Raw genomic sequence first — 26,135 nt, 5'->3', positions numbered from 1 at the left:
CGACCGGCATCAACGCAGCCGCGCGCGCCAGCGCCGCGCGGCCCGTCAGGAGCAAGTGAGTACGATGGCCAACCGGCTGCAAGTGATCTATATCGAAGACGATGCGCTCGTTCGCCGGGCCAGCGTGCAGAGCCTCCAGCTGGCGGGCTTCGACGTGGCCGGCTTCGAGTCGGCCGAAGCGGCCGAGAAGGCGATCGTCGCCGATACCGCCGGCGCGATCGTCAGCGACATCCGGCTGCCCGGCGCGAGCGGGCTCGACCTGCTCGCGCAGTGCCGCGAGCGCGTGCCCGACGTGCCCGTGATCCTCGTCACCGGGCACGGCGACATCTCGATGGCCGTGCAGGCGATGCGCGACGGCGCGTACGACTTCATCGAGAAGCCGTTCCCGGCCGAGCGCCTGATCGAGACGGTGCGCCGCGCGCTCGAGCGTCGCGAGCTCGTGCTCGAGAATCACGCGCTGCGGCGCGAACTGGCCGGGCAGAACATCGTCGCGCCGCGCATCATCGGCCGCAGTCCCGCGATCGAACAGGTGCGCAAGCTGATCGCGAACGTCGCGCCCACTGACGCATCGGTGCTGATCAACGGCGACACGGGCGCCGGCAAGGAGCTGATCGCGCGCAGCCTGCACGAACTGTCGCCGCGCCGCGAGAAGCCGTTCATCGCGGTCAATTGCGGCGCGCTGCCCGAGCCGATGTTCGAGTCGGAGATGTTCGGCTACGAGCCGGGCGCGTTCACCGGCGCCGCGAAGCGCCGCGTCGGCAAGCTCGAATACGCGTCGGGCGGCACGCTGTTCCTCGACGAAATCGAAAGCATGCCGCTCGCGCTGCAGGTGAAGCTGCTGCGCGTGCTGCAGGACGGCGTGCTGGAGCGGCTCGGCTCGAACCAGCCGATCCGCGTGAACTGCCGCGTCGTCGCGGCCGCGAAGGGCGACATGAGCGAGCTCGTCGCGGCCGGCACGTTCCGTCGCGACCTGCTGTACCGGCTGAACGTCGTGACCATCGCGCTGCCGCCGCTCGCCGAGCGCCGCGAGGACATCGTGCCGCTGTTCGAGCACTTCATGCTGGATGCGGCGGTGCGCTACGCGCGGCCCGCGCCGGTGCTGACCGACCGGCAGCGCGCGAGCCTGATGCAGCGCGACTGGCCCGGCAACGTGCGCGAGCTGCGCAATGCAGCCGACCGCTTCGTGCTCGGCGTGGCCGACATGCCGCAGGAGACGGACGCGGGCGGCGACGAGGCCGACCACGAGCAGACGCTGAAGGAGCGCATCGAGCAGTTCGAGCGCGCGGTGATCGCCGAGGCGCTCAACCAGACGGGCGGCGCGGTCGCCGCGACGGCCGACCGGCTGCACGTCGGCAAGGCGACGCTATACGAGAAGATGAAGCGCTACGGGCTGTCGGCCAAAGGCGATACCGAGCGCTGAAAAGCAAACGGACCGCGAAGCCGGGGTGTCCGGCCGGGCGGTCCGTCGTGCGGCGAAGGGCGCGGCGTGCGCCCTTGCCGGCGGTTCGTGCGGCGCTCAGGCCGCGTTGCCGCCGAGCGCCTTCTTGAGCAGCGCGTCGAGTTCCGCGAACTGCGGGGCGCCGACGTAGCGCTTCAGGATCTTGCCGTCCTTGTCGACGACGAAGGTCGTCGGCGTGAGCTGCACGTTGCCGAACTGCTTCGCGACGCTGCCGTCGTCGAGCGCGACCTTGAACGGCAACTGGCGCGTCTGCGCGTAGTTCGCGACGTACATCGGCGGATCGTAGTTCATCGCGACCGCGACGAATTCCAGCCCCTGGCCCTTGAAGCGGTTGTAGGTGTCGACCATCTGCGGCATTTCCTGCATGCAGGTCGCGCAGCTCGTCGCCCAGAAGTTCACGAGGTAGACCTTGCCTTTCAGGTCGCCTGCGGTCGAGACCTTCTGGCCGGACAGCAGCGTGAAGGTCGCATCCGGCACGGTGGACTTGCCGTTGAACGCGAAGAAGCCGGCTACAGCGACAGCCGCGACGATGGCGGCCGCGACGATGTAGCGGGCGGGTCCGGCGCTGCGCCGGGCGGGAGGCGTGGTGTTCATCTGGTGCTCTCGGAGTCGGTCGATGACGCGGGTCGATGCAAAGGATGTCGAAATTCGGCGGTTATTTTAGCGCGAATGCGGCGTGCGCACCGGCGGCGGCCACGCCTCCCGATCGTCCCGTTCGGCGGATAATGCCCGATTTGCCTGCCCGATCCACGCCATGCCGAAGGAAGTCATCGATTCGTTGCGCCCCCTTTATCGTCCGCTGCGACACTTCGCCGCGCTCGCGTGCGCGAGCGTCGCGCTGGCCGCGTGTTCGCCGTCGTACGACTGGCGCACGCTGCACAACGACGCCGGCTATACCGTCGACCTGCCGGCGAAGCCGACCGTCGAGGAGCAGCCGGTGGCGCTTGGCGGCGCGTCGCTGCCGATGCGGATGCAGGCGGCGCACGTCGACGGCGCGGTGTTCGCGGTCGGTACGCTGACGCTGCCCGACGACCGCGACGACACGCGCCGCGCCGCGCTCGAGTTCCTGCGCGCCGGGTTGTCCCGCAATCTGGACGGCGCGCCGCAGACCGCGTCGGTGCCCGTGCCGCTGAAGGCCGGCGGCGCGGTGAGCGGGCTCGAGCTGCGCATCGCGGGCGCGGCTGCCGGCGGCGATCGCGCCCGCAAGACGATCGTCGCGCGGCTTGCCGCGCGCGGCCGGCACGCGTACCAGGCGGTCGTGATCGCCGACGGGCCGCTCGCCCAGGAGCAGCTCGACCAGTTTTTCGGCTCGTTCAAGCTCGATTGACGGCGCCTGCGCACACCGTGACAACTGAAAGTTCGTTCGCAGCTTTCGGCGCTAATCGCCGGATTTTGCGGGGATTTTTCGGCTATCCACAGCGCATGTGGATAACTTTGTTGAAAAGTGGCCGGAATTTCCCGCTGAGCCGCGCGGGACGGCCGTTCGGCGTGTTTGGTCGCCTGCGCGTGCGTTGAGAAAAGTCAATTAAAACAGAGGGATACGCATTCCTCGGCGCAAAGGTCGCGGCGTGCCGCGATCCGATGCCGGATTCGGGGAATTGTGAATAAGTCAAGTCTTGACAGGCGGATTTTGTCCTCGGAAGGCGCTCAGAGCGCCGTGAGCACACGCCGGTAGCGGATTGCCTCGGCGATCTGCGCGGCCGTCGGCCACGGGTCGCCGGCCAGGTCGGCGATCGTCCGCGCGACCTTCAGCACGCGGTAATACGCGCGCGCCGACCAGCCGAAGCGCTCGCCGGCCTCGCGCAGCAGCCGTTCGCCTTCGTCGGTCGGCCGGCACAGATCGTCGGTCTCGCGGCCGCTCAGCATGTGATTCGTCTTGCCCTGCCGGCCGAGCTGCAGCGCGCGCGCCTGCGCGACCCGCGCGGCCACCGCGGCGCTCGGTTCGCCGGGTGCCGACGTGCGCGTCGCCAGCTCGGCCGGCGACAGCGCGGGCAGGTCGATCTGGATGTCGATGCGGTCGACGAGCGGCCCCGACAGCTTGCGCAGGTAGCGCGCGGCGACGTCCGGCGAGCAGCGGCAGCGCCCGGACGGATCGCCGTGCCAGCCGCACGGGCACGGGTTCATCGCGGCGATCAGCTGGCACGCGGCCGGAAAGTCGGCCTGCTGGGCCGCGCGCGAGATCGTGATGCGGCCGGCCTCCAGCGGCTCGCGCAGCATCTCCAGCACGTGCCGGTCGAATTCGGGCAGTTCGTCGAGGAACAGCACGCCGAGGTGCGCGAGCGTGATTTCGCCCGGCTGCGGCGGGTTGCGGCCGCCGACCAGCGCGGCGGCGCTCGACGAATGATGCGGTGCGCGGAACGGCCGGCGGCGCCACTGCGCGGGCGAGAAGCCGAGCCGGCTCGCGGACAGGAGCGCGGCCGACGTCAGCGCCTCGTCGTCGGTCAGCGGCGGCAGCAGCCCCGGCAGCCGGGCGGCCAGCATCGACTTCCCGGCGCCAGGCGGCCCGACCATCAGCATGTGGTGGCCGCCCGCCGCCGCGACTTCCAGTGCGCGGCGCGCGCCGCGCTGGCCCACCACGTCGGCGAGATCCGGGGCGGCCGGGGCGGGCAGCCCGTCGAGGCAGGGCGCCGCGACCGGCGCGAGGCGGGCGTCCGGTGCGCCGGCAAGGTGCGCGCACAGCGCGGGCAGGTCGGGCGCGCCGAACACGGTGACGCCGGGCACGAGCGCGGCCTCGGCAGCGCTGGCTAGCGGCAGGTACAGCTCGGGGGCGTTCGACGCGGCGGCGCGCGGGCCGGCCTCGAGGCCGCCGGCGCCTGAGCCGGAAAGGGCGTCGGCGTTCGAACCGGAAGCCGCGCCGCTATCCGCGACCTGCCCGTCCCGTGCGACGCCGCACGCCATCGCGAACGCGCCGCGCATCGGCCGCAGCGCGCCGGTCAGCGACAGTTCGCCGGCAAATTCGCGGCCGGCCAGCGCGTCGGCCGGGATCTGGCCGTTCGCGGCGAGGATGCCGAGCGCGATCGGCAGGTCGAACCGGCCCGATTCCTTCGGCAGGTCGGCGGGCGCGAGGTTGACGGTGATGCGGCGCACCGGGAATTCGAAGCCGCAGTTCTGCAGCGCGGCGCGCACGCGCTCGCGGCTTTCGCGGACTTCGAGATCGGGCAGGCCGACGATCGAGAACGACGGCAACCCGTTGGCGAGATGGACTTCGACGGTGACGTCCGGCGCGCGGCCGGAAGCGGGCGCGCGACTGCGAACCACGGCGAGCGACATGGCGAGGCTCCTGCAAACGGGGCGGACAGGCGACGGCCGTACGGGCCGCGTGCCGCGGGAATCGGAGGAATCGGTGCGCGCTTGCCGGCGTGGCGCGGGGAAAGAACGAGAGACTGCGGAACGACGGACTGCGAAGAACGAGGGTGCTGCGAAGAACGACGGGCGACGGTGGGGCGGCGGGCGCGGGCCGCGCGAGGCGGCCCGCGCCCGGACCTTGCGACCGGGTGGGGCGTCAGGCCTGCGGCGCGGAGAGCTTCTGCTCGAGTTCCGCGACGCGCTTTTCGAGTTCCTCGAGGCGCACGCGGGTGCGGGCGAGCACCTGGGCCTGCGTGTCGAATTCCTCGCGGGTGACGAGATCGAGTTTCGAGAAGCCTTGCGACAGCATGGCCTTCACGTTGCGCTCGACGTCCCTGGCCGGCGAGTTTTTCAGCAGATCGCTGACGCGCGACTGCAGGTCGTTGAAAACGTCGCTGGGTTGCTTCATGTGATTCCCCTTCCTTGCACAAAAACTGTGCATCTTCAGTTGCGTACGTGCCCATGATGCACGCATGACCGGAAATGGTGCGCCGGGAGCGCGAATTCCGGGCATGGCGCCCGCATGGGTGAATGCCCCGGCATTCCGGGACGTGCGTGCACTCTAGCAACGATCCTTTCGCCGCGCCAGCAAACCGGGCCATGTTGGCCATTCGGCCGGGCTTCCGCACCTTACATCACGGGATGCGACCCCGTTCCGGAGCCTTTCGAAACGGTGCTCGGGCCAACATGGCATGCGAGTTGCTGAGAAGAGACCGTTACATCATTCCAACCAATTCGACGGGACAACCCAGCGAGAGGACTTCATGAAACTGATTACCGCAATCATCAAGCCGTTCAAGCTCGATGAGACGCGCGAGGCGCTGTCGGCGCTTGGCGTCTCGGGTATCACGGTGACGGAGGTGAAAGGGTTCGGGCGCCAGAAGGGGCATACCGAACTGTACCGCGGCGCCGAATACGTGGTCGATTTCCTGCCGAAGATGAAGATCGAGGCGGCCGTGTCCGACGATCTCGTCGACCAGGCGGTCGAGGCGATCGAGCGGGCCGCGCGCACCGGCAAGATCGGCGACGGCAAGATTTTCGTCACGCCGATCGAGCAGGTGATCCGGATTCGCACCGGGGAGACGGGCGCAGACGCGCTGTAACAGAACAGACAAGACAAGCGACAAGAGGAAACCCAAGATGCGCAAACTTCTGATGTCCCTGCTGATGGCCGGCTCGCTGATCGCGGCCGGCGTCGGCCCCGCGCTTGCAGACGACGCGGCGTCCGCCGCGGCTGCGTCCGCACCCGCCGCCACGGCTTCCGATGCATCGTCCGCCGCGGCGCCTGCCGCGTCGGCCCCGGCTGCCACGGACGCCTCCGCCGCGGCCGCGGCCGCACCGGCCTCGGGCGCCGCCGACGCCTCGGCCGCCGCCGCCGCGTCCGCGCCGGCCGCCCCCGCTGCGCCGACCGCGCCGTTCTCGGTCGATTCGTCGAAGATCAACTCAGGCGACACCGCGTGGATGCTGACCTCCACCGCGCTCGTGCTGTTCATGACGATCCCCGGCCTCGCGCTGTTCTACGCCGGCATGGTCCGCAAGAAGAACGTGCTCGCGACCGTGATGCAGAGCTTCGCGATCACCGCGCTGATCACGGTGCTGTGGACGGTGGTCGGCTACAGCCTCGCGTTCACGCCGGGCAACGGCTTCATCGGCGGCCTGTCGCGCGCGTTCCTGCACGGGATGAACTACATCCACGGCGACAAGGCCACGACGCTGACCGTCAGCCATCTCGCGCCGACGATCCCGGAATCGGTCTACTTCGTCTACCAGATGACGTTCGCGATCATCACGCCGGCGCTGATCTGCGGCGCGTTCGCCGACCGCATGAAGTTCTCGGCGATGCTCGTGTTCATGACGCTCTGGTCGCTGATCGTCTATGTGCCGATCGCGCACATGGTGTGGGAGCCGACCGGCTGGCTGTCGTCGGACGGCGTGCTCGACTTCGCGGGCGGCACCGTCGTGCACATCAACGCCGGTATCGCGGGCCTGATGTCGTGCCTGGTGCTCGGCAAGCGCGTCGGCTACGGCCGTGAATCGATGGCGCCGCACAACCTCGTGCTGACGATGATCGGCGGTTCGATGCTGTGGTTCGGCTGGTTCGGCTTCAACGCGGGCTCGGCGGTTGCCGCCGACGGCCGTGCCGGCTTCGCGATGCTGACGACGCAAGTCGCGACGGCCTGCGCGGCGCTCGGCTGGATGTTTGCCGAATGGATCGCGAAGGGCAAGCCGTCGGTGCTCGGCATCGTGTCGGGGGCGGTCGCGGGTCTCGTCGCGATCACGCCGGCGGCCGGTTTCGTCGGCGTGGCGGGGGCGCTCGTGATCGGCATCGCGGCCGGCGTGGTGTGCTTCTGGTCGGCGACGTGGCTCAAGTCGAAGCTCGGCTACGACGATTCGCTCGACGCGTTCGGCGTGCACGGCGTGGGCGGGATCCTGGGCGCGCTGCTGACGGGCGTGTTCGCGGTCAAGGACATCGGCGGCGCCGACGGCAGCCTGCTGCTGCAGGCGAAGGGCGTGCTGATCACGCTGGTCTACAGCGGCGTGCTGAGCTTCGTGCTGCTGAAGCTGATCGACCTGACGATGGGCCTGCGCGTGTCGGAAGAGGAGGAGCGCGAAGGCCTCGACGTGATCCTGCACGGCGAGCATGTCGAATAAAGAGGATGCATGGCGGGCCGCCGCAACGACGGCGCCCGCGACGAATGAGCGCAGCGACTTCGGCCCGCCCACCCGGCGGGTTTTTTTTCTTCCGCCGTCGGCCGGCGCGGCGCATGACCCTTCGCGCTATCGGGTCAATAGCCGAAAACTTCCCGCAAACCCTTGCGAAGCCGGGAACAATCCCCAAATGGGCGGGGCAATTGCTCTACAATCTTCATTCTCCCGCTCGCGAGTGATTCATGGTTCCCCACCTCGTTACCGCGTTGAACGGTCCGCTGCTCGAACTCGAGCAGAAGATCCTCGACGCGACGCCTGCGATCGAACGCTGGTTCAGGCTCGAATGGCAGGAACATACGCCGCCGTTCTATTGTTCGGTTGACCTGCGCAACGCCGGCTTCAAGCTGGCGCCCGTCGACGCGAACCTGTTTCCCGGCGCGTTCAACAATCTGCCGTCCGAAGTGCTGCCGCTGGCCGTGCAGGCCGCGATGGCCGCGATCGAGAAGATCTGCCCGGACGCGAAGAACCTGCTCGTGATTCCCGAGCTGCCGACCCGCAACGCGTTCTACCTCGAAAACGTCGCGCGGCTCGCGACGATCATGCGCCAGGCCGGCCTGAACGTGCGCTTCGGCTCGCTCGACCCGAGCATCACCGACATGACGCCGATCACGCTGGCCGACGGCCAGAAGATCGTGCTCGAGCCGCTCGAGCGTTCGCAGCGCCGCCTCGGCCTGAAGAATTTCGATCCGTGCTCGATCCTGCTGAACAACGACCTGTCGGCCGGCATTCCGGCCGTGCTGGAAAACCTGCACGAGCAGTACCTGCTGCCGCCGCTGCATGCGGGGTGGGCCGTGCGCCGCAAGTCGACGCACTTCTCCTGCTACGACGACGTCGCGAAGAAGTTCGCGAAGATGGTCGGCGTCGATCCGTGGATGGTGAATCCGTATTTCGCGCACGTGGAAGGCGTCGACTGGCAGGCGCATGAAGGCGAGCAGGCGCTCGCCGACGCGATCGACGGCGTGCTGAAGAAAATCGCGCGCAAGTACCGCGAATACGGGATCAGCGAGAAGCCGTACGTCGTCGTGAAGGCCGACGCGGGCACGGCCGGGCGCGGCGTGATGACCGTGCACGATGCGGCCGAGATCGGCCGCCTGTCGAAGGCCGAGCGCGCGCAGATGGCCGAGTCGAAGGCCGGCCTCGCGGTGCGCGACGTGATCGTGCAGGAAGGCGTGTACACGTTCGAGCGCGTCGGCGACGAGGTCGCGGAGCCCGTCGTGTACATGATCGACCGCTACGTGGTCGGCGGTTTCTACCGCACGCACGGCGGCCGCGAGCGCGACCAGAACCTGAACGCGCCCGGCATGCACTACGTGCCGCTCGGCTTCGAGCACACCGCGCTGCCGGATGCCGGCGCGAAGCCGGGCGCCGCACCGCCGAACCGGTTCTACATGTATGGTGTCGTCGCGCGGCTGTCGCTGATCGCGTCGTCGATCGAACTGGAAAAGACCGATCCCGAAGCCATCCAGGTGTAACGCACCTTCGCTACGTACAGGACCTCATGGACATTCTCTTTATCGCCGACCCGCTCGAGCGCTTCAAGATCTACAAGGATTCGACCTACGCGATGATGGCCGAGGCCGCGCGGCGCGGCCACGCGGTCTATGCGTGCCAGCCGCACCAGCTCGCGTGGACGGGTTCGGGCGTCGAGGCCGACGTGCAACGCGTGACGATCGTGGGCGACACGGCCGACCTGCACCGCCATCCGTGGTACGAGGCGGCCGCGCACGAATCCCGTGCGCTGACGTCGTTCGGCGCGGTGCTGATGCGCAAGGATCCGCCGTTCGACATGGAATACGTGACGGCCACGTGGATGCTCGAGCTGGCCGAGCGTGCGGGCGCGCGCGTGTTCAACAAGCCGCAGTCGATCCGCGATCATTCGGAAAAGCTGGCGATCGGGGAATTCCCGCAATTCGTCGCGCCGACCCTCGTCACGCGCGATGCGACGCGCCTGCGCGCGTTCCACGCCGAGCACGGCGACGTGATCGTGAAGCCGCTCGACGGCATGGGCGGGATGGGCGTGTTCCGCGTGAAGGCCGACGGGATGAACCTCGGCGCGATCATCGAGATGCTCGGCCACGACGGCACGCGTTCGCTGATGATCCAGAAGTTCATTCCGGAGATCAAGTCGGGCGACAAGCGCATCCTGTTGATTGCCGGTGAGCCGGTGCCGTATTCGCTCGCGCGGATTCCGCAGGGCAGCGAGGTGCGCGGCAATCTCGCGGCGGGCGGCCTCGGCGTCGCGCAGCCGCTGACCGAGCGCGATCGCGAGATCGCCCGGACGCTCGGCCCCGTGCTCGCGGCGCGCGGGCTGCTGCTGGTCGGCCTCGATGCGATCGGCGACTGGCTGACCGAGGTGAACGTGACGAGCCCGACGTGTTTCCGCGAGATCATGGAGCAGACGGGCTTCGACGTCGCCGCGATGTTCATCGACGCGCTGGAGCGTGCGGCCGCCTAGGCCGTTTCCCGCGCAACCCCGGCGGCGGCCGCGCAGGTCCCCCGTCGCCGGAGCAGCTCGACCGGCCTGCTACAATGCCCGCTGCCAGGTGCCGTGATCGGCGCACCGAAGGCCCGGCGGTCGGGCCCGAAACTGTCGCAAGGCTGAACATGAAACGTCTCCCACACTCGCTACGCTCGTTGCCCCGCCGCGGGGTGTCGGTCCGCCAGGGGCGGACGGGAGCGATCTGACATGGCCGGGATCCTGATCATCGCGCACGCTCCGCTCGCCACCGCGCTGCGGGACTGCATCGCGCACATCTATGGCGGCGTGCCCGCCCGCATCGGCTGCATCGACGTAATGGCCGACAGCGACCCGACCCAGGTCATGGCGTTCGCGCACGCGGAACTCGCGCGGCTCAAGGAAGAGAACGGCGTGGTCGTGCTGACCGACATGTACGGCGCGACGCCCGCGAACATCGCGGGCCAGCTGGCGAAGATCGACAACGTGCGCGTGCTGGCCGGCGTCAACCTGCCGATGCTCGTGCGGGCCGTCTGCTATCGCACCGTGCCGCTCGACAAGCTGGTCGACAAGGCGCTGTCCGGCGGGGCGAAGGGCGTGCACGAAGTCGCGGCCGGCACGCCGCCGCCACCGACCGAAACCGGCTGCGGCCAGTGCGCGCCGATTCCGCCCGAACCGCAAGCGCGCACCGAATCGCACTGATACCCGTTGTTTCGTTTTAGACCGACCCGCCGACGCGCGCCGCCGGCGGTCCCGACCGACCCGACCGAGAATCATGCTTCAACAAGAAACCACCATCGTCAATAAACTGGGGCTCCATGCGCGCGCATCGGCCAAGCTTACGCAACTGGCCGGCAACTTCCAGTCGGAAGTCTGGATGACGCGCAACGGGCGCAAGATCAATGCGAAGAGCATCATGGGGGTCATGATGCTGGCGGCGGGCATCGGCAGTACCGTGACGATCGAGACCGAAGGGTCCGACGAGCGGGAAGCGATGGACGCGCTGCTGAAACTGATCGCGGACAAGTTCGGCGAAGGCCAGTGATCCCCGGGTGGGATCGTTGCCGATTCCAGTCGGAATGCCGCGAATTTCGCGGCATTTTTTTCGCCGGCAGCATTGATGCGGAATGCGCAATGCTGCGGTGCATGCAGTCAGCAGGGAGTCGCGGAATTTATAATCGCTAACCGGGGTCATAAGCGCATCGCAGCAGTGTGCCGCGGCTTTACTTGTACAGAGGAGGTGCGCGTGTCCTTCACGCTGCTTGGCATTCCCGTCTCACGAGGTATCGCGATCGGTCGAGCGTATCTGATCGCGCCGGCGGCGCTCGACGTCGCCCATTACCTTGTCGAGGCCAACCAGATCGATGCCGAGGTCGAGCGGTTCCGCACGGCGCTCGACGTCGTGCATCGGGAACTCGAGGCGCTGCGCGCCGACCTGACCGACGACACCCCGACCGAGGTCGGCGCATTCATCGACGTGCACGCGATGATCCTGAGCGACGCGATGCTCGTGCAGGAAACCATCGACCTGATCCGTACGCGCCGCTACAACGTCGAGTGGGCGCTCACCGAGCAGCTCGAGCTGCTCACGCGTCACTTCGACGACATCGAGGACGAATACCTGCGCGAGCGCAAGGCCGACATCGAGCAGGTGGTCGAGCGCGTGCTGAAGGCGCTCGCCGGCGCGCCGTCGGCGTCGCAGGCGCTCGACCGCGCGGCCGCGAACGGCACGAACGAAATGATCGTCGTCGCGCACGACATCGCGCCGGCCGACATGATGCAGTTCAAGACCCAGTCGTTCCAGGCGTTCGTCACCGATCTCGGCGGCCGCACGTCGCACACGGCGATCGTCGCGCGCAGCCTCGGCATTCCGGCCGCGGTCGGCGTCCAGCACGCAAGCGCGCTGATCCGCCAGGACGACCTGATCATCGTCGACGGCGACCAGGGCATCGTGATCGTCGATCCGGCGCCGATCGTTCTCGAGGAATATTCGTACCGGCAGTCCGAGAAGCTGCTGGAGCAACGCAAGCTGCAGCGTTTGAAGTTCTCGCCGACGCAAACGTTGTGCGGCACCAAGATCGAGCTGTACGCGAACATCGAGCTGCCCGACGATGCGAAGGCGGCCGTCGAGGCCGGCGCGGTCGGCGTCGGGCTGTTCCGTTCCGAGTTCCTGTTCATGCATCAGAAGGCGATGCCGGAGGAAGAGGAGCAGTTCGCCGCGTACAAGCGCGCCGTCGAGTGGATGAAGGGCATGCCGGTGACGATCCGCACGATCGACGTCGGCGCCGACAAGCCGCTCGAAGCGCTCGACGAGGGCTACGAGACGGCGCCGAATCCCGCGCTCGGCCTGCGCGCGATTCGCTGGAGCCTGTCCGAGCCGCAGATGTTCCTCACGCAGTTGCGCGCGATCCTGCGCGCGTCCGCGTTCGGCCAGGTGAAGATCCTGATCCCGATGCTCGCGCACGCGCAGGAGATCGACCAGACGCTCGACCTGATCCGCGAGGCGAAGCGCCAGCTCGACGACGCGGGGCTCGCGTACGACCCGAACGTGCGCATCGGCGCGATGATCGAGATTCCGGCCGCGGCGATCGCGCTGCCGCTGTTCCTGAAGCGCTTCGACTTCCTGTCGATCGGCACGAACGACCTGATCCAGTACACGCTCGCGATCGACCGCGCGGACAACGCGGTCGCGCACCTGTACGACCCGCTGCATCCGGCCGTGCTGCACCTGATCGCCTACACGCTGCGCGAAGCGAAGCGCGCGGGCGTATCCGTGTCGGTGTGCGGGGAGATGGCCGGCGATCCAGCGCTCACGCGCCTGCTGCTCGGGATGGGGCTCACCGAGTTCTCGATGCACCCGAGCCAGCTGCTCGTCGTGAAGCAGGAGATCCTGCGCGCACACCTGAAGGCGCTCGAGAAGCCGACGGCCGACGTGCTGGCCGCGTTCGAGCCGGAGGAAGTGCAGGCGGCGCTGAAGCGCCTGTCGGTCGCCGAGCCGCGCGCGGACGCCGCCGCCTAGGCGGCGTCACTGCCGGCCCGTCGCGCCTGCGCCGCCCGGCGCGGGCCGCCGCCCGCGCGTCAGTGCCGGCCCCCGCACACGGGGCAGTCGGCCTGGCGCGCGATCTTCATCGTCGTCCATTCCATCCGCAGCGAATCGAGCATCATCAGCCGCCCGCTGAGCGTCTTGCCGATCCCGCCGATCACGCGCAGCGCTTCGGCCGCCTGCATCGTGCCGATGATCCCGACCGTCGGCGCGAACACGCCCATCGTCGCGCACGCGACTTCCTCGAACGGCTGGTCCTCCGGGAATACGCAGGCGTAGCAGGGCGCGGCCGGATCGCGGAAATCGAATGTACTGATCTGGCCGTCGAAACGCAGCGCGGCGCCCGACACGAGCGGCACGCCGTGCGCGACGCATGCGCGGTTGATCGCGTGGCGCGTCGCGAAGTTGTCGGTGCAGTCGAGCACGACGGTTGCGCGCGGCACGTGCGCGTCGAGCCATGCATCGTCGACGCGTTGCGCGACCGCGTCCACCTTCACTTCCGGGTTCAGCTGCGCGAGCGCGTCGCGCCCCGATTCGACCTTGCTGCGGCCGACCGATGCGGTCGCATGCAGGATCTGCCGCTGCAGGTTCGTGAGGTCGACCGTATCGGCGTCGACGAGCGTGATCGCGCCGACGCCCGATGCCGCGAGGTACATCGCGGCGGGCGAGCCGAGGCCGCCCGCGCCGACGACGATCGCATGCGCGTCGAGAAAGCGTTGCTGCGCCTCGATGCCGATTTCCTCGACGAGGATGTGACGGGAGTAGCGAAGGAGTTGATCGTCGTTCATGGGGAGTCGTGGGCGAGGCGGGCGGACGTGTCGTTATTTTAGGCGCGCATGAAAAACGGGCCATCGCGGTCTTCCCGCGATGGCCCGTCGGATGCCGGCCGGCGCTTACTGCGGTGCCGACGCGGGCTTCGGTGCGGCCGCCGGCTTCGCGCCGGCGCCCGACGCCTTCGGCACCGCGGCAGCCTTGGCCGGGCTCTTCGTCGCGCTCTCGGCGAGCAGCGACTTCGATTCCTGCACCGGCTTGCCTTCGAGCTTGTTGAGCGCCTGCTGCATCATGAAGTCGTCGGCGCTGCCGAATTCGATCGGCTTGCGATCGCGATCCTTCTGGCGCTGCTCCGGCGTCTTCTTGTCGTTCTGCTCTTCGAGAATGCGCAGCTGATCCATCCGGCGCTGCTCGCGATCTTCCTGTTCCTTCTTCTCGTTCGGATCCTGCGTGTTCGCGAGGTGGTTCGAGTAGTCGACCTCGCGCGTCACGAGCACGTCGTCCGGATCGCCGTCCGCGTACTGATCGACCGGCACGTCCGGCGTGATGCCCTTGTTCTGGATCGAACGGCCGCTCGGCGTGTAGTAGTACGCGGTGGTCAGGCGCAGCGCGGTGTCGGCCGTCATCGGGCGGACCGTCTGCACCGAACCCTTGCCGAACGTCGTCTTGCCCATGATCTGCGCGCGCTTCGAATCCTGCAGCGCGCCGGCGACGATTTCCGACGCGGACGCCGAATAGGCGTTCGTCAGCACGATCATCGGCACCGTCTTGAAGACCGGCGGCAGGTTCTTCAGCGGATCGCCGTCGAAGGACGGCAGGCGGTAATTGTCGTACGTATCGCGGTAGACCTGCTTCGAATCGGCGATCTGGCCGTTGGTCGACACCACGACGGAGTCGGGCGGCAGGAACGCGCCGGCCACGCCGACCGCGCTCTGCAGCAGGCCGCCGCCGTTGTTGCGCAGGTCGAGGACCAGGCCCTTCAGGTTCGGCTGCTGGCGTGCGATGTCCTGCAGCTTCTGCGCGAGATCGGGCGTCGTGCGCTCCTGGAAGCTCGTGATCCGGATGTACGCATAGCCCGGATCGAGGATCTTCATCTTCACGCTCTGGACCTTGATGATCGCGCGCGTGACGGTGACCGGGAACGTGCGGTCGTCGCTCTTGCGGAAGATCGTCAGCGTGACCTTGGTGCCCGGCTCGCCGCGCATCTGCTTCACGGCCTTGTCGAGCGTCATGCCGCGCACCGGCTTGTCGTTGATGCGCGTGATCAGGTCGCCCGGCCGGATGCCGGCGCGGAACGCGGGGGTATCTTCGATCGGCGAGATCACCTTGACGAGGCCGTCTTCCTGCGAGATCTCGATGCCGAGACCCGCGAAGCGGCCCTTCGTCTGTTCCTGCAGCTCGTCATAGTCGGTCTTGTCGAGGAACGACGAGTGCGGGTCGAGGCTCGACACCATGCCCTTGATCGCGGCCGTCAGCAGCTTCTTGTCGTCGACCGGTTCGACGTACTCGCGCTTGATCTGGCCGAACACTTCCGCGAACAGGCGGAGCTGGTCGAGGGGGAGCGGCGCGGTGGCGGTCTGCTCGGCCGACGCGGAAACCTGCAGCGTGGCGAATACGCCCGTGGCGAGGCCCGCGGCAATCAGGCCGATGTTCTTCAATTTCATTCGCATAGAGATCTGGTGCGGTCGGGAAGCGCGTGGCGGTAGCGGGGATGTAGCGGACAAGTATAACTGTTCGTCCGATGACTCAGTGGAACGGCGCGAAAAGCGTCGAACGGGGCCCGGAGCCGGCGGGGCGGGGCACCGCCGGACACGCAGCGGGTTCGAAAGCGGATTCGACAGTGGCGGGGCCGCGAAGGTTCGCGCGGCCCGCCCGGCCCTGGCGGCGTCAGCCCGCCTTGCCCTGTTTCGCGACGGCGGCCTGCGCCTGCGCGATCGCTTCCTGGTCGCCGAGGTAATAGTGCTTGATCGGCTTCAGGTTCTCGTCGAGCTCATACACGAGCGGCACGCCGTTCGGGATGTTCAGCCCGACGATAGCGTCGTCGGAGATGCCGTCGAGGTACTTGATCAGCGCGCGCAGCGAGTTGCCGTGCGCGGCGATCAGCACCTGCTTGCCGGCGCGGACCGCCGGGGCGATCGACTCGTTCCACAGCGGCAACACGCGCGCGACGGTGTCCTTCAGGCACTCGGTGAGCGGCAGCTGCTCGCGCGGCACCTTCGCGTAGCGCGGGTCGTTGAACGGCGCGCGCTCGTCGGTCGGCTCGAGCGCGGGCGGCGGCGTGTCGTAGCTGCGGCGCCAGACGAGCACCTGGTCGTCGCCGAACTTCGCGGCCGTTTCCGCCTTGTTCAGGCCCGACAGCGCACCGTAGTGACGCTCGTTCAGGCGCCACGAGTGGACGACCGGCAGGTACATGAGATCCATCCGGTCCTGCACGTGCCACAGCGTGCGGATCGCGCGCTTGAGCACCGACGTGTACGCGATGTCGAACGTGTAGCCGGCCTCCTTGAGCAATTCGCCGGCCTGGTAGGCCTCGTTGCGGCCCTGCTCGGTCAGGTCGACGTCGACCCAGCCGGTGAAGCGGTTTTCCTTGTTCCACGTCGATTCGCCGTGGCGGATGAGAACGAGTTTGTACATGGATCTTGCGGTCGGTAGTGAAGGAAGCGGTGCGCGTCGCGCGGGACCCGACCCGGGCCCGCCATCGCGCAAGACGGTTATTTTATAATGGCGGGATTGTCCTTATCCGATTTCTCTTTTTCCGGCGGAATTCCGTGACGTTCTTTACCGATTACACGAACCTGGCCCTCATCGCGATCCTGGTGGTATCCGGCGGCCTGCTGGCCTGGCCCGCGCTGCGCCGCGGCCGTGGCGGCCTGTCGGCCGCGGAGGCCACGCAACTCATCAACCGCCGCAACGCGGTCGTGATCGACGTGCGCGCCGCGTCCGATTTCGCCGCCGGCCACCTGCCGTCGGCGCGTCAGGTCGCGGCGGGCGAGATCGGCGCGAAGATCGCGCAGGTCGCGAAGAACAAGAGCACGCCCGTGCTGCTCGTGTGCCAGAACGGCCAGCAGTCGCAGAAGGCGGCGCGCGAGGTCGAGGCGGCGGGCTACGCCGAGGTGCACGTGCTCGAGGGCGGCGTGGCCGCATGGCAGCAGGCCGGGATGCCGGTCGTCAAACAAGGAGTGGCGAAGTGAACAAGGTTGTCATGTACAGCACGCAGGTGTGCCCGTATTGCATTCAGGCCGAGCGCCTGCTGAAGCTGCGCGGCGTCGAGCAGATCGAAAAGGTGCTGATCGACCGCGATCCGACCCGCCGCGAGGAAATGATGACGCGCACGGGGCGCCGCACGGTGCCGCAGATCTATATCGGCGACACGCACGTCGGCGGTTACGACGATCTGTCGAAGCTCGACCGCGAAGGCGGCCTCGTACCGCTTCTGCAAGCGGCCTGATTAGGGCAGAATGGCCGCCGGCCGCGCCGCGGCTTGAGCGCGCAGGATTCATCCGTGGCGGCCGGCGAGAAGCCGGGCCGCTCCGTCACCATTTTTAGGGAAACACCATGTCCGACGTCGAAAACCAACCGTTCTTCAACATCCAGCGCGTCTACCTGAAGGATATGTCGCTCGAGCAGCCGAATTCGCCGGCGATCTTCCTCGAGCAGGACATGCCGTCGGTTGAAGTCGAAGTCGACGTCAAGGCCGACCGCCTCGCGGAAAGCGTGTTCGAAGTCGTCGTGTCGGGTACCGTCACCGCGAAGGTGAAGGACAAGGTCGCGTTCCTGATCGAAGCGAAGCAGGCCGGCATTTTCGACATCCGCAACATTCCGGACGAACAGCTCGACCCGCTGGTCGGCATCGCCTGCCCGACGATCCTGTTCCCGTACCTGCGTTCGAACATCGCCGATGCGATCACGCGCGCGGGCTTCCCGCCGATCCATCTGGCGGAAATCAACTTCCAGGCGCTCTACGAGCAGCGTCTCGCGCAGCTTCAGCAGCAGGCTGGCGCCGCCGCCGGCGCGCCGAACGGCACGACGCTGAACTGACGTTGAACGCGGACCGGTGCTGGGTATGAAAGTAGCCGTTCTCGGCGCCGGTGCCTGGGGCACCGCGCTCGCGGGCCATCTGGCCGCGCGGCACGATACGCTTCTGTGGGCGCGCGACGCCGCGCTCATCGCCGGGCTGCAGGCCCGGCACGAGAATTCCCGCTATCTGGACGGCATCGCGCTGCCCGACGCGCTGTGCTACGACGCCGATCTCGGCGCCGCGCTCGCGCATGGCGCCGCGGACGATGCGCTGTGCGTGATCGCCGCGCCCGTGGCCGGGCTGCGCACGCTGTGTCGCGCGATGCGCGACGCGGGCTGCGTGCCCGCGCACGTCGTCTGGGTCTGCAAGGGCTTCGAGGCCGACACGCATCTGCTGCCGCATCAGGTGATCGCGGCCGAGTTGCCCGAACAGCACAGCAACGGCGTGCTGTCGGGGCCAAGCTTCGCGCGGGAGGTCGGGCTGTCGCTGCCCGTCGCGCTGACGGTGGCGAGCCCGTCCGCCGCCTGCCGCGAGCGCACGCTCGCCGCGTTCCATCACGGCGCGATGCGGATCTATACGGGCGACGACGTGGTCGGCGTCGAGGTCGGCGGCGCGGTGAAGAACGTGCTGGCGATCGCGACCGGCATTGCCGACGGCCTCGGCCTCGGGCTGAACGCGCGGGCCGCGCTGATTACGCGCGGGCTCGCCGAAATGTCGCGGCTGGGCGTCGCGCTCGGCGGCCGCGCGGAAACCTTCACGGGCCTCACCGGCCTCGGCGACCTGATCCTCACCGCGACGGGCGACCTGTCGCGCAACCGCACGGTCGGCCTGCAACTGGCGGCCGGCCGCACGCTCGACGACATCCTCGCCGCCCTCGGTCACGTGGCCGAAGGCGTGCGCTGCGCGCAAGCCGTGCTGGCGATCGCGCGCGCGCAGTCGATCGAAATGCCGATCACCGAAGCCGTGTGCGGCGTGCTGTTCGACGGCATCGCGCCGCGCGACGCCGTCAGCGGCCTGCTGCGGCGCGACGCGCGCGCCGAGTAGCGCCGGGCAGCGCCGCCGGGCGCGCGGCGTCGAAGCGCGCTACGCTTGAACGGTCTCCGGCGCTCCGGGAGGGTGTCATGCTGCAGATCGGTTCCACTACGCTCGACGCACAGGTCGTCGACATCACCACGCTCGAGGTCGACGCGATCGTCAACGCCGCGAACGGTTCACTGCTGGGCGGCGGCGGCGTCGACGGCGCGATCCACCGGGCGGCCGGCCCCGGCCTGCTCGCCGAATGCCGCATGCTCGGCGGCTGCGCGACGGGCGACGCGAAGCTCACGCGCGGGCACGGGCTGCCGGCGCGCTACGTGATCCATGCCGTCGGGCCCGTGTGGTACGGCGGCGGGCGCGGCGAGGCCGACCTGCTCGCGTCCTGCTACCGGCGGGCGATCGAACTGGCCGAGGAGGTCGCGGCGACGTCGATCGCGTTTCCGGCGATCAGTTGCGGCATCTACCGCTATCCGGCTGAAGAGGCCGTCGGCATCGCGGTCGGCACCGTCGCCGACATGCTGCCCCAAGCGCCGAACCTCGCACGCGTGGTGTTCGCGTGCTTTTCCCCCGACATTTACGACCTGTATCGCGCGCGGCTCGTGCAGGCCTGAGCCGGCCGGCGGGCGGCGCGTGCGTCAGGCGCCGCCTTCGAAGCCGGCCTGGCGCCAGGCTTCGAACACGACCACCGCGACCGTGTTCGACAGGTTCAGGCTGCGGTTGTCCGGCCGCATCGGCAGCCGCACGCGCTGTTCGCCCGGAAAGCGCTCGAGCAGCTCGGCGGGCAGGCCGCGCGTTTCCGAGCCGAACACGAACCAGTCGCTGGGCAGGAACGCATGATCGTGGAAGCGGCCCGAGCCGCGGGTCGTGAACGCGAACATGCGCGCGGGATCGGGCGTTTCCGCCGTGACGAACGCGTCCCAGTCGCGATGCACGCGCATCTGCGCATACTCGTGATAGTCGAGGCCGGCGCGCCGCATCCGCGCGTCGTCGAGCGGGAAGCCGAGCGGCTCGATCAGGTGCAGGCGCGCGCCCGTGTTGGCGCACAGGCGGATAACGTTGCCGGTGTTCGGCGGAATTTCGGGCGCGACGAGAACGACGTTGAACATGTTTCGGTTTGGCTGGGCCGGCCGGGGCGGCGCGTTGCGCGCGCGTTCCCGGCCGGCCGGTTCGTGACGGCCGGCGCCGCGTTCCGGCGGCCGGCCTCCTATCTAATTAATCCCTGGCGGTGCGCAGCGCAACCAGATTCGTCACGCGCGCGGCGCCCGCCGCCTTCAGCGCCTGCGCGGCGGCCGCGAGCGTCGCGCCGGACGTCATCACGTCGTCGACGAGCGCGACATGGCGGCCGGCGACGCCGCCCGCCACCGCGAATGCCGCCATCACGTTGTCGCGCCGGGCGAGCCGGTCGAGCCGCGACTGCGGCGCGGTGTCGGCGACGCGGGCGAGCAGCGCCGCGTCCGCGCGCACGCCGAGTCGCCGCGCGAGCGGACGCGCGATCGCCCACGCCTGGTTGTAGCCGCGCGCGACCAGCCGCCGGTGCGACAGCGGCACGGGCGCGACCAGGTCGAAGCCGCCGGCGCCGGGCGTATCGTCGATCAGCCGGGCGAGCCGTGCCGCGAATTCGGCGCCGAGCGCGAGCCGGCCGTGAAACTTCAGGCCGCGCGCGAGCCCGTCGAGCGGCGCGCGGTAATCCGCCAGCGCGAGCGTCGCGTCGAACGGCGGCGCCGCCGTGCGGCACGCGTCGCACCGGTACGCGGCCGCGCGGCCGGCGCCGGCCTGAGCGCCGCGGGGCGCGCGCGAACGCGGCTGCCCGACGCCCAGCGGCAACGCGCAGACGCCGCAGCGCAGCCGCGCCTCGTTCCAGTACGCGGCGTCGCACGCACCGCAAATCGAGGTGTGTGACAAATTGCCGCACAGTGCGCAGCGATTGGGCAGCGCGACCGCGGCGACGCGCACGGCCAGTACGCGAACCTGCGACAAAACGACGCGCATCGTGCGCGGAGCGGAACGGCGGATCATCGCAACACTCCTGACACCCCGCTTCAATGAAGCAGGCGGGGCGAGCGAGTATACTTCGGGCTCTTCGCCAGTGTGCCCGACATGTCCCCAGCTTCGACTTCAACCGGCCGTCCGGCCAATGACGCAAGGCGCCTGCGGCGGATCTTCGATCGCCGCGCCGCCACCTTCGACGCGGTCGCATTCCTGCCGCGCGAGATCGCGCAACGGATGAACGAGCGCCTCGAATACATCAAGGTGAGCCCCACGGCGGTGCTCGACGCGGGCTGCGGCCCGGGCGACGATCTGCCGGCGCTGCGCGCGCGCTTTCCGGAGGCGCCCGTGTTCGGCGTCGACCTGTCCGGCGCGATGCTCGCGCGAGCCGGCCAGCGCGAGGTCGAGCAGGCGAGCTGGCGCCGCTGGCTGCCGGCCTCGCTCGGCCGCGCGCTGGGTCAGCGCGGCCCGCGCGTCGCGCAGGCCGATTTCGCCGCGCTGCCGTTCGCGGGCGGCGCGTTCGACCTGATCTGGTCGAATCTCGCGCTCCACTGGCATTCGCGCCCCGATGCGGTGCTGCCCGAGTGGCAGCGCGTGCTGCGCGTGAACGGGCTGCTGATGTTCAGCACGCTCGGCCCCGACACGCTGCGCGAACTGCGCGCGGCCTGCGCGGACGCCGAGGCGGCGCTCGGCATCGCGCCGCCCGGCGCGCGCGTGATCGATTTCGTCGACATGCACGACCTCGGCGACATGCTCGTCGAGAGCGGCTTCGAGATTCCCGTGATGGATCAGGAAGTGCTGACCGTCACCTACAAATCCCCCGACTCCCTGCTGGCCGACGTGCGCCGCTGGGGCGCCTACCCGTTCGACCGGGCCGCGCCGCAGCGCGCGACGCGGCGCTTTCGCGCGGCCCTCGGCGACGCGCTGGAGGCGCGCCGGCGCGCGGACGGCACGATTGCCCTGACCTTCGAAGTGATCTACGGCCACGCGTGGAAGGCCGTGCCGCGCACGACCGCCGAAGGGCACGGGATCGTGCGTATCGAGGACATCGGAAAAGGTCGTCCGAAGAATCGGTAAAGCGGTAAAGAGGGGTTTTGTTATGTCTGAAATTAGCAGCGCAAAGCGGGGTCGAATAGGCGCCAAAAACGGCCGGAAAGCTTGTCGCGCTTGGCTTGCGGGGCGATAGGCGCTTGCTTGTGGATGCCATTGAACCCGCCTATAATGCGTCAGCTTGTCATCCCGGGGTCCCCGCAATACGGGACGGCGAGTCCGATGCAGGCATGCATCGCATGCCATTCGCGTGAGGCGGCGATGGAAGCAGCGACGGTTTTGGCGGAGACGACGAACGGCGAGCCGGTCCTCGAAGACTGGCTGATCAAACGCAACTGTTCGGTGTCGCCGCGCCAGTTCGTGCTGTTTTACGCGTCGCTCGCGGGCTTTTCGCTGGTGATCGCGGCATTGCTGACGTGGCGTGGAGCCTGGCTCGTCATGCCCTTCACCGGAATCGAGTTGCTGGCGGTGGGTGTCGCATTTGCGATCTATGCTCGCCATGCGGTCGATTACGAGCGCATCAGGCTGTTTCCGCACCGGCTCGTGATCGAACGGATGGATGCGGATCGGCTCACGCAGATCGAATTCAACCCGCGCTGGGTGCGGGTCGAGCCGGGCGCGACGCCACGCGATCCGATTCGGCTGGTATCGCGCGGGCAGACCGTCGTAATCGGGCAGCATCTCGCGCAGTACAAGCGCGCGCAGTTCGCCGACGAACTGCGCGTGTCGCTCAGGCGCTGCGGCTGACGAGGCGCGGGCGCCGGGCCGGTACTGGCCGGCGGCTTGCGACGGGGGGGAGGGTTTGAATGGAAATTTTGGGTAAGGATGCTATGAAAACAATCAAGCGAGCCCTCACGGGTGTGCTGGCATGCAGCGGACTGCTCTTTGCCGGTGCCGCCCTGGCGGTCGGTGATAGCCCGGGCGGCCCCCGCGTCAACGAGATCAACTTTCAGCCGCCTGTCACGAAGATCGCCGAGGAGCTCTACGATCTCCACACGATGATGCTGATCCTGTGTACGGTGATCTTCGTCGGCGTGTTCGGCGTGATGTTCTATTCGATCTTCGCGCACCGCAAATCCAAAGGCCACAAGGCCGCCAATTTCCATGAAAGCACGACCGTCGAAATCATCTGGACGATCGTGCCGTTCATCATCGTCGTGCTGATGGCGCTGCCGGCGACGAAGGCCGTCGTCGCGATGAAGGACACGACGAACGCGGATCTCACGATCAAGGTCACCGGCTACCAGTGGAAGTGGGGCTACGACTATGTGAAGGGCCCGGGCGAGGGCATCGGCTTCCTGTCGACGCTCAGCACCCCGCGCGACGAAGTGATGGGCAAGACGCCGATCACCGACACCTATCTGCAGGAAGTCGACAACCCGCTCGTCGTGCCGGTCAACAAGAAGATCCGCATCATCACGACGGCGAACGACGTCGTCCACTCGTGGTACGTGCCCGCGTTCGGCGTGAAGCAGGATGCGATCCCGGGCTTCGTGCGCGACACGTGGTTCAAGGCCGACAAGGTCGGCACCTTCCGCGGTTTCTGTACCGAGCTGTGCGGCAAGGAGCACGCGTACATGCCGGTCGTCGTCGAAGTCCTGTCGGAAGACGACTACGCGAAGTGGGTGACCGCGCAGAAGGCCAAGCTGGCCAGCGCGGCGGTCGATCCGAACAAGGTCTACACGATGGCCGAACTCGTCGCGCACGGCGAGGACGTCTACAAGGCGAACTGCGCGGCCTGCCACCAGGTGAACGGCAAGGGCCTCGGCGCATTCCCGGCCATGGACGGCAGCGCGATCGTGAACGGCCCGATCGCCGGCCACGTCGAGCGCGTGCTGCACGGCAAGGGCGCGATGCCGTCGTGGGCGTCGCTGTCGGATCTCGACATCGCCTCGGTCATCACGTACGAGCGCAATTCGTGGGGCAACCACAAGAACGACCTGCTGCAGCCGAAGCAAGTGGCCGACGCGCGCAACGGCAAGATGCCGGAAGACACCGCAGGCGCGGCAGCGCCGGCCGAGGCGGCTTCGGCGCCGGAGCAGGCCGCGTCGGGCGCAGCCGAGCAGCCGGCGGCTTCGACCGCGCTGTCGACGATCTACTTCGAGACCGGCAAGAGCGTGCTGCCGGCCGACGCGAAGGCGGCGATCGCCGCCGCGGCCGACTATGCGAAGGCACATCCGGACGCGAAGCTCGCGCTGTCGGGCTTTACCGACCAGACGGGCTCGTCCGGCGCGAATGCCGAACTGGCCAAGCATCGCGCGCAAGCCGTGCGCGATGCGCTGAAGGCAGCAGGCGTGGCGGAAGACCACATTATTCTCAAAAAACCGGAAACGATCACGGGCGGGGCTGACGCGAAGGAAGCCCGGCGTGTCGAGATCGGTCCGGCGGCTTGACGTGTCGCTGAGTTAGTCGACGTATTCGCATTAGGAGATTCTCATGTCTAGCATCGGGCACGACGTAGCCGCGGACCACGCGCACGACGACCACGCGCACGAAATGCCGCATGGCTGGCGGCGCTGGCTGTTCGCCACCAACCACAAGGACATCGGTACGCTGTACCTGTTGTTCTCGTTCATCATGTTCCTGTCGGGCGGCGTGATGGCGCTCGCGATCCGGGCCGAGCTGTTCGAGCCGGGCCTGCAGATCATGCGTCCGGAGTTCTTCAACGAACTCACGACGATGCACGGCCTGATCATGGTGTTCGGCGCGATCATGCCGGCGTTCGTCGGCTTCGCGAACTGGATGATCCCGCTGCAGATCGGCGCATCCGACATGGCGTTCGCGCGGATGAACAACTTCAGCTTCTGGCTGCTGCCGGTCGCGGCCGTGCTGCTGGTCGGCTCGTTCTTCGCGCCGGGCGGCGCGACGGCCGCCGGCTGGACGCTGTATGCGCCGCTGTCGACGCAGATGGGCCCGGGCATGGACTTCGCGATCTTCGCGGTGCACATCATGGGCGCGTCGTCGATCATGGGCGGGATCAACATCGTCGTGACGATCCTGAACATGCGCGCGCCGGGCATGACGCTGATGAAGATGCCGATGTTCGCGTGGACGTGGCTGATCACCGCCTACCTGCTGATCGCCGTGATGCCGGTCCTGGCAGGCGCGATCACGATGGTGCTGTTCGACCGCCACTTCGGCACGTCGTTCTTCAACGCGGCGGGCGGCGGCGATCCGGTGATGTACCAGCACATCTTCTGGTTCTTCGGCCACCCCGAGGTGTACATCATGATTCTGCCGGCGTTCGGGATCGTGTCGCAGGTGATCCCGGCGTTCGCGCGCAAGACGCTGTTCGGCTACAGCTCGATGGTGTACGCGACGGCGTCGATCGCGATCCTGTCGTTCATGGTCTGGGCGCACCACATGTTCGCGACGGGCATGCCGGTCACCGGCCAGCTGTTCTTCATGTACGCGACGATGCTGATCGCGGTGCCGACCGGCGTGAAGGTGTTCAACTGGCTCGCGACGATGTGGCGCGGCTCGATGACGTTCGAAACCCCGATGCTGTTCGCGATCGGCTTCCTGTTCGTGTTCACGTTCGGCGGCCTGACGGGCCTGATGCTCGCGATGGCGCCGCTCGACATCCAGTATCACGGCACCTACTTCGTGGTGGCGCACTTCCACTACGTGCTGGTGGCGGGCTCGCTGTTCGCGCTGTTCTCGGGCTGGTACTACTGGGCGCCGAAGTGGACGGGCTGGATGTACAACGAGACGCGCGGCAAGATCCACTTCTGGGCGTCGATGATCTTCTTCAACCTGACGTTCTTCCCGATGCACTTCGTCGGTCTCGCGGGCATGCCGCGCCGCTATGCGGATTACCCGGCGCAGTTCACGGACTTCAACCAGGTGGCGACGATCGGCGCATTCGGCTTCGGCCTCGCGCAGGTGTACTTCCTGTTCGCGGTCGCGCTGCCGGCCTACCGTGGCGGCGGCGAGCTGGAAAAGGCGTCGGACAAGCCGTGGGATGGCGCGACGGGCCTCGAGTGGACGGTGCCGAGCCCGGCTCCCTTCCACACGTTCGAGCAACCGCCGCACGTCGAGTAAGTTTCACAGTGCGCCCGACCGCTGCCTGCCGCGCAGGCGGGCAGCGGCGGGTGCCGAACCCCGAAGCGCCAGATGAACCGGAATCCACAACAAAGACGAACGCCCGAGCAGATCCGCGCGGGCAACAAGCGGCTCGGCCTCATCCTGCTCGTCATCGCCGCCGTTTTTTTTGTGGGTGTCGTGATCAAGCAGTGGTGGCTGTCCACTCACTGATGCAGCA

The 26,135-nt window shown here is 68.2% G+C and carries 27 protein-coding genes; 19 read left to right on the top strand and 8 right to left on the bottom strand.

Annotated features, from left to right (window positions below; all coding sequences use genetic code 11):
* The first annotated feature begins 64 nt into the window (after positions 1 to 64).
* Complete coding sequence (locus tag GQ57_RS27000) at positions 65 to 1,420, top strand: sigma-54-dependent transcriptional regulator (RefSeq protein WP_031401340.1); 1,356 nt, start codon at positions 65 to 67, stop codon at positions 1,418 to 1,420.
* Between the two features lie 96 nt (positions 1,421 to 1,516).
* On the opposite strand, the gene GQ57_RS26995 is transcribed toward GQ57_RS27000, so the two are convergent.
* Positions 1,517 to 2,053, bottom strand: a complete 537-nt coding sequence (locus GQ57_RS26995; RefSeq protein ID WP_034199497.1) for a peroxiredoxin family protein — start codon at positions 2,051 to 2,053, stop codon at positions 1,517 to 1,519.
* A 160-nt stretch (positions 2,054 to 2,213) separates the two neighbouring features.
* Between GQ57_RS26995 and GQ57_RS26990 the strand changes: the two genes are divergently transcribed.
* Positions 2,214 to 2,786 carry a hypothetical protein gene (locus tag GQ57_RS26990; protein ID WP_034199496.1) on the top strand — a complete coding sequence of 191 codons (573 nt, stop codon included), beginning with the start codon at positions 2,214 to 2,216 and terminating at the stop codon, positions 2,784 to 2,786.
* A gap of 320 nt (positions 2,787 to 3,106) precedes the next feature.
* Here GQ57_RS26990 and GQ57_RS26985 read toward each other — a convergent pair whose 3' ends face one another.
* Positions 3,107 to 4,729 carry a YifB family Mg chelatase-like AAA ATPase gene (locus GQ57_RS26985; protein WP_031401337.1) on the bottom strand — a complete coding sequence of 541 codons (1,623 nt, stop codon included), beginning with the start codon at positions 4,727 to 4,729 and terminating at the stop codon, positions 3,107 to 3,109.
* A gap of 232 nt (positions 4,730 to 4,961) precedes the next feature.
* Positions 4,962 to 5,213: an accessory factor UbiK family protein gene (locus tag GQ57_RS26980; RefSeq protein WP_031401336.1), complete on the bottom strand. Its 252-nt coding sequence runs from the start codon at positions 5,211 to 5,213 to the stop codon at positions 4,962 to 4,964.
* Between the two features lie 355 nt (positions 5,214 to 5,568).
* Here GQ57_RS26980 and GQ57_RS26975 point away from each other — a divergent pair, with 355 nt between their 5' ends.
* The 7 genes from GQ57_RS26975 to ptsP all read left to right on the top strand — a co-directional run bounded on the left by GQ57_RS26975 (position 5,569) and on the right by ptsP (position 12,987).
* Positions 5,569 to 5,907 carry a P-II family nitrogen regulator gene (locus GQ57_RS26975; RefSeq protein WP_006398175.1) on the top strand — a complete coding sequence of 113 codons (339 nt, stop codon included), beginning with the start codon at positions 5,569 to 5,571 and terminating at the stop codon, positions 5,905 to 5,907.
* Between the two features lie 37 nt (positions 5,908 to 5,944).
* Positions 5,945 to 7,456, top strand: coding sequence for an ammonium transporter (locus tag GQ57_RS26970; RefSeq protein ID WP_031401335.1), 1,512 nt, complete (start codon positions 5,945 to 5,947; stop codon positions 7,454 to 7,456).
* A gap of 239 nt (positions 7,457 to 7,695) precedes the next feature.
* Positions 7,696 to 8,985: a glutamate--cysteine ligase gene (gene gshA / locus GQ57_RS26965; RefSeq protein WP_031401334.1), complete on the top strand. Its 1,290-nt coding sequence runs from the start codon at positions 7,696 to 7,698 to the stop codon at positions 8,983 to 8,985.
* Positions 8,986 to 9,011: 26 nt separating this feature from the next.
* On the top strand, positions 9,012 to 9,968 hold the full coding sequence (gene gshB / locus GQ57_RS26960) for a glutathione synthase (protein WP_031401333.1): 957 nt from the start codon (positions 9,012 to 9,014) through the stop codon (positions 9,966 to 9,968).
* Positions 9,969 to 10,199: 231 nt separating this feature from the next.
* Positions 10,200 to 10,670: a PTS sugar transporter subunit IIA gene (locus GQ57_RS26955; protein WP_031401332.1), complete on the top strand. Its 471-nt coding sequence runs from the start codon at positions 10,200 to 10,202 to the stop codon at positions 10,668 to 10,670.
* 73 nt (positions 10,671 to 10,743) lie between these two features.
* Positions 10,744 to 11,013: an HPr family phosphocarrier protein gene (locus GQ57_RS26950; RefSeq protein ID WP_031401331.1), complete on the top strand. Its 270-nt coding sequence runs from the start codon at positions 10,744 to 10,746 to the stop codon at positions 11,011 to 11,013.
* A gap of 201 nt (positions 11,014 to 11,214) precedes the next feature.
* Complete coding sequence (gene ptsP, locus GQ57_RS26945; RefSeq protein WP_031401330.1) at positions 11,215 to 12,987, top strand: phosphoenolpyruvate--protein phosphotransferase; 1,773 nt, start codon at positions 11,215 to 11,217, stop codon at positions 12,985 to 12,987.
* A gap of 59 nt (positions 12,988 to 13,046) precedes the next feature.
* Here ptsP and GQ57_RS26940 read toward each other — a convergent pair whose 3' ends face one another.
* The 3 genes from GQ57_RS26940 to gpmA form a co-directional block, all read right to left on the bottom strand.
* The gene (locus GQ57_RS26940) at positions 13,047 to 13,799 is read right to left on the bottom strand and encodes a HesA/MoeB/ThiF family protein (RefSeq protein ID WP_034199495.1); all 753 of its coding nucleotides are present in this window, start codon (positions 13,797 to 13,799) and stop codon (positions 13,047 to 13,049) included.
* A 105-nt stretch (positions 13,800 to 13,904) separates the two neighbouring features.
* Entirely contained in the window at positions 13,905 to 15,452 is a 1,548-nt protein-coding gene (locus tag GQ57_RS26935) for a S41 family peptidase (RefSeq protein WP_031401328.1), read from the bottom strand.
* 217 nt (positions 15,453 to 15,669) lie between these two features.
* Positions 15,670 to 16,416 (bottom strand): 2,3-diphosphoglycerate-dependent phosphoglycerate mutase, encoded by a 747-nt coding sequence (gene gpmA, locus GQ57_RS26930; RefSeq protein ID WP_031401327.1) that lies wholly within the window; start codon positions 16,414 to 16,416, stop codon positions 15,670 to 15,672.
* Between the two features lie 134 nt (positions 16,417 to 16,550).
* Between gpmA and GQ57_RS26925 the strand changes: the two genes are divergently transcribed.
* The 5 genes from GQ57_RS26925 (at position 16,551) to GQ57_RS26905 (ending at position 19,446) form a co-directional block, all read left to right on the top strand.
* A complete protein-coding gene (locus tag GQ57_RS26925) occupies positions 16,551 to 16,973 on the top strand; it encodes a rhodanese-like domain-containing protein (RefSeq protein ID WP_021164238.1) in 423 nt (140 codons plus the stop codon).
* Complete coding sequence (gene grxC / locus GQ57_RS26920; protein ID WP_031401326.1) at positions 16,970 to 17,230, top strand: glutaredoxin 3; 261 nt, start codon at positions 16,970 to 16,972, stop codon at positions 17,228 to 17,230. Before GQ57_RS26925 ends, grxC begins: the two co-directional genes overlap by 4 nt.
* Before the next feature lie 107 nt (positions 17,231 to 17,337).
* On the top strand, positions 17,338 to 17,820 hold the full coding sequence (secB, locus tag GQ57_RS26915) for a protein-export chaperone SecB (RefSeq protein ID WP_011353285.1): 483 nt from the start codon (positions 17,338 to 17,340) through the stop codon (positions 17,818 to 17,820).
* A 25-nt stretch (positions 17,821 to 17,845) separates the two neighbouring features.
* A complete protein-coding gene (locus GQ57_RS26910; protein WP_034199494.1) occupies positions 17,846 to 18,844 on the top strand; it encodes an NAD(P)H-dependent glycerol-3-phosphate dehydrogenase in 999 nt (332 codons plus the stop codon).
* Between the two features lie 77 nt (positions 18,845 to 18,921).
* On the top strand, positions 18,922 to 19,446 hold the full coding sequence (locus tag GQ57_RS26905; protein ID WP_034199493.1) for an O-acetyl-ADP-ribose deacetylase: 525 nt from the start codon (positions 18,922 to 18,924) through the stop codon (positions 19,444 to 19,446).
* A 24-nt stretch (positions 19,447 to 19,470) separates the two neighbouring features.
* Here GQ57_RS26905 and trmL read toward each other — a convergent pair whose 3' ends face one another.
* Entirely contained in the window at positions 19,471 to 19,941 is a 471-nt protein-coding gene (trmL, locus tag GQ57_RS26900; protein WP_034199492.1) for a tRNA (uridine(34)/cytosine(34)/5-carboxymethylaminomethyluridine(34)-2'-O)-methyltransferase TrmL, read from the bottom strand.
* A 106-nt stretch (positions 19,942 to 20,047) separates the two neighbouring features.
* Positions 20,048 to 20,851: a ComF family protein gene (locus GQ57_RS26895; protein WP_031401322.1), complete on the bottom strand. Its 804-nt coding sequence runs from the start codon at positions 20,849 to 20,851 to the stop codon at positions 20,048 to 20,050.
* 81 nt (positions 20,852 to 20,932) lie between these two features.
* Here GQ57_RS26895 and GQ57_RS26890 point away from each other — a divergent pair, with 81 nt between their 5' ends.
* From GQ57_RS26890 to GQ57_RS43440, 5 genes are all read left to right on the top strand, one after another.
* A complete protein-coding gene (locus GQ57_RS26890) occupies positions 20,933 to 21,898 on the top strand; it encodes a methyltransferase domain-containing protein (protein WP_031401321.1) in 966 nt (321 codons plus the stop codon).
* A gap of 195 nt (positions 21,899 to 22,093) precedes the next feature.
* Positions 22,094 to 22,618: a DUF2244 domain-containing protein gene (locus tag GQ57_RS26885; RefSeq protein WP_052001488.1), complete on the top strand. Its 525-nt coding sequence runs from the start codon at positions 22,094 to 22,096 to the stop codon at positions 22,616 to 22,618.
* A 59-nt stretch (positions 22,619 to 22,677) separates the two neighbouring features.
* Entirely contained in the window at positions 22,678 to 24,264 is a 1,587-nt protein-coding gene (coxB, locus tag GQ57_RS26880) for a cytochrome c oxidase subunit II (RefSeq protein ID WP_031401319.1), read from the top strand.
* A 43-nt stretch (positions 24,265 to 24,307) separates the two neighbouring features.
* A complete protein-coding gene (gene ctaD, locus GQ57_RS26875; RefSeq protein WP_031401318.1) occupies positions 24,308 to 25,915 on the top strand; it encodes a cytochrome c oxidase subunit I in 1,608 nt (535 codons plus the stop codon).
* A 72-nt stretch (positions 25,916 to 25,987) separates the two neighbouring features.
* The gene (locus GQ57_RS43440) at positions 25,988 to 26,128 is read left to right on the top strand and encodes a cytochrome oxidase small assembly protein (protein ID WP_027789063.1); all 141 of its coding nucleotides are present in this window, start codon (positions 25,988 to 25,990) and stop codon (positions 26,126 to 26,128) included.
* The last annotated feature ends 7 nt before the right edge of the window (positions 26,129 to 26,135 follow it).

It is taken from the genome of Burkholderia sp. MSh2, from assembly GCF_000731655.1.
In the GTDB taxonomy this organism is placed as follows: Bacteria; Pseudomonadota; Gammaproteobacteria; order Burkholderiales; family Burkholderiaceae; genus Burkholderia; species Burkholderia paludis.
This window is presented reverse-complemented; position numbering and strand designations above follow the sequence as displayed.

What these genes read in the sequence shown, in the direction of transcription:
- GQ57_RS26950 (WP_031401331.1), top strand. Translation starts at nt 10,744, where the DNA reads ATGCTTCAACAAGAAACCACCATCGTCAATAAACTGGGGCTCCATGCG.
- gpmA (WP_031401327.1), bottom strand. Translation starts at nt 16,416, where the DNA reads ATGTACAAACTCGTTCTCATCCGCCACGGCGAATCGACGTGGAACAAG.
- GQ57_RS26995 (WP_034199497.1), bottom strand. Translation starts at nt 2,053, where the DNA reads ATGAACACCACGCCTCCCGCCCGGCGCAGCGCCGGACCCGCCCGCTAC.
- GQ57_RS26955 (WP_031401332.1), top strand. Translation starts at nt 10,200, where the DNA reads ATGGCCGGGATCCTGATCATCGCGCACGCTCCGCTCGCCACCGCGCTG.
- GQ57_RS26940 (WP_034199495.1), bottom strand. Translation starts at nt 13,799, where the DNA reads ATGAACGACGATCAACTCCTTCGCTACTCCCGTCACATCCTCGTCGAG.
- GQ57_RS26980 (WP_031401336.1), bottom strand. Translation starts at nt 5,213, where the DNA reads ATGAAGCAACCCAGCGACGTTTTCAACGACCTGCAGTCGCGCGTCAGC.
- GQ57_RS26885 (WP_052001488.1), top strand. Translation starts at nt 22,094, where the DNA reads ATGCAGGCATGCATCGCATGCCATTCGCGTGAGGCGGCGATGGAAGCA.
- GQ57_RS26905 (WP_034199493.1), top strand. Translation starts at nt 18,922, where the DNA reads ATGCTGCAGATCGGTTCCACTACGCTCGACGCACAGGTCGTCGACATC.
- GQ57_RS26970 (WP_031401335.1), top strand. Translation starts at nt 5,945, where the DNA reads ATGCGCAAACTTCTGATGTCCCTGCTGATGGCCGGCTCGCTGATCGCG.
- gshA (WP_031401334.1), top strand. Translation starts at nt 7,696, where the DNA reads ATGGTTCCCCACCTCGTTACCGCGTTGAACGGTCCGCTGCTCGAACTC.
- coxB (WP_031401319.1), top strand. Translation starts at nt 22,678, where the DNA reads ATGGAAATTTTGGGTAAGGATGCTATGAAAACAATCAAGCGAGCCCTC.
- GQ57_RS26990 (WP_034199496.1), top strand. Translation starts at nt 2,214, where the DNA reads ATGCCGAAGGAAGTCATCGATTCGTTGCGCCCCCTTTATCGTCCGCTG.
- secB (WP_011353285.1), top strand. Translation starts at nt 17,338, where the DNA reads ATGTCCGACGTCGAAAACCAACCGTTCTTCAACATCCAGCGCGTCTAC.
- ctaD (WP_031401318.1), top strand. Translation starts at nt 24,308, where the DNA reads ATGTCTAGCATCGGGCACGACGTAGCCGCGGACCACGCGCACGACGAC.
- GQ57_RS26975 (WP_006398175.1), top strand. Translation starts at nt 5,569, where the DNA reads ATGAAACTGATTACCGCAATCATCAAGCCGTTCAAGCTCGATGAGACG.
- GQ57_RS26895 (WP_031401322.1), bottom strand. Translation starts at nt 20,851, where the DNA reads ATGATCCGCCGTTCCGCTCCGCGCACGATGCGCGTCGTTTTGTCGCAG.
- GQ57_RS26890 (WP_031401321.1), top strand. Translation starts at nt 20,933, where the DNA reads ATGTCCCCAGCTTCGACTTCAACCGGCCGTCCGGCCAATGACGCAAGG.
- GQ57_RS26985 (WP_031401337.1), bottom strand. Translation starts at nt 4,729, where the DNA reads ATGTCGCTCGCCGTGGTTCGCAGTCGCGCGCCCGCTTCCGGCCGCGCG.
- GQ57_RS43440 (WP_027789063.1), top strand. Translation starts at nt 25,988, where the DNA reads ATGAACCGGAATCCACAACAAAGACGAACGCCCGAGCAGATCCGCGCG.
- GQ57_RS26910 (WP_034199494.1), top strand. Translation starts at nt 17,846, where the DNA reads ATGAAAGTAGCCGTTCTCGGCGCCGGTGCCTGGGGCACCGCGCTCGCG.
- GQ57_RS27000 (WP_031401340.1), top strand. Translation starts at nt 65, where the DNA reads ATGGCCAACCGGCTGCAAGTGATCTATATCGAAGACGATGCGCTCGTT.
- trmL (WP_034199492.1), bottom strand. Translation starts at nt 19,941, where the DNA reads ATGTTCAACGTCGTTCTCGTCGCGCCCGAAATTCCGCCGAACACCGGC.
- GQ57_RS26935 (WP_031401328.1), bottom strand. Translation starts at nt 15,452, where the DNA reads ATGCGAATGAAATTGAAGAACATCGGCCTGATTGCCGCGGGCCTCGCC.
- gshB (WP_031401333.1), top strand. Translation starts at nt 9,012, where the DNA reads ATGGACATTCTCTTTATCGCCGACCCGCTCGAGCGCTTCAAGATCTAC.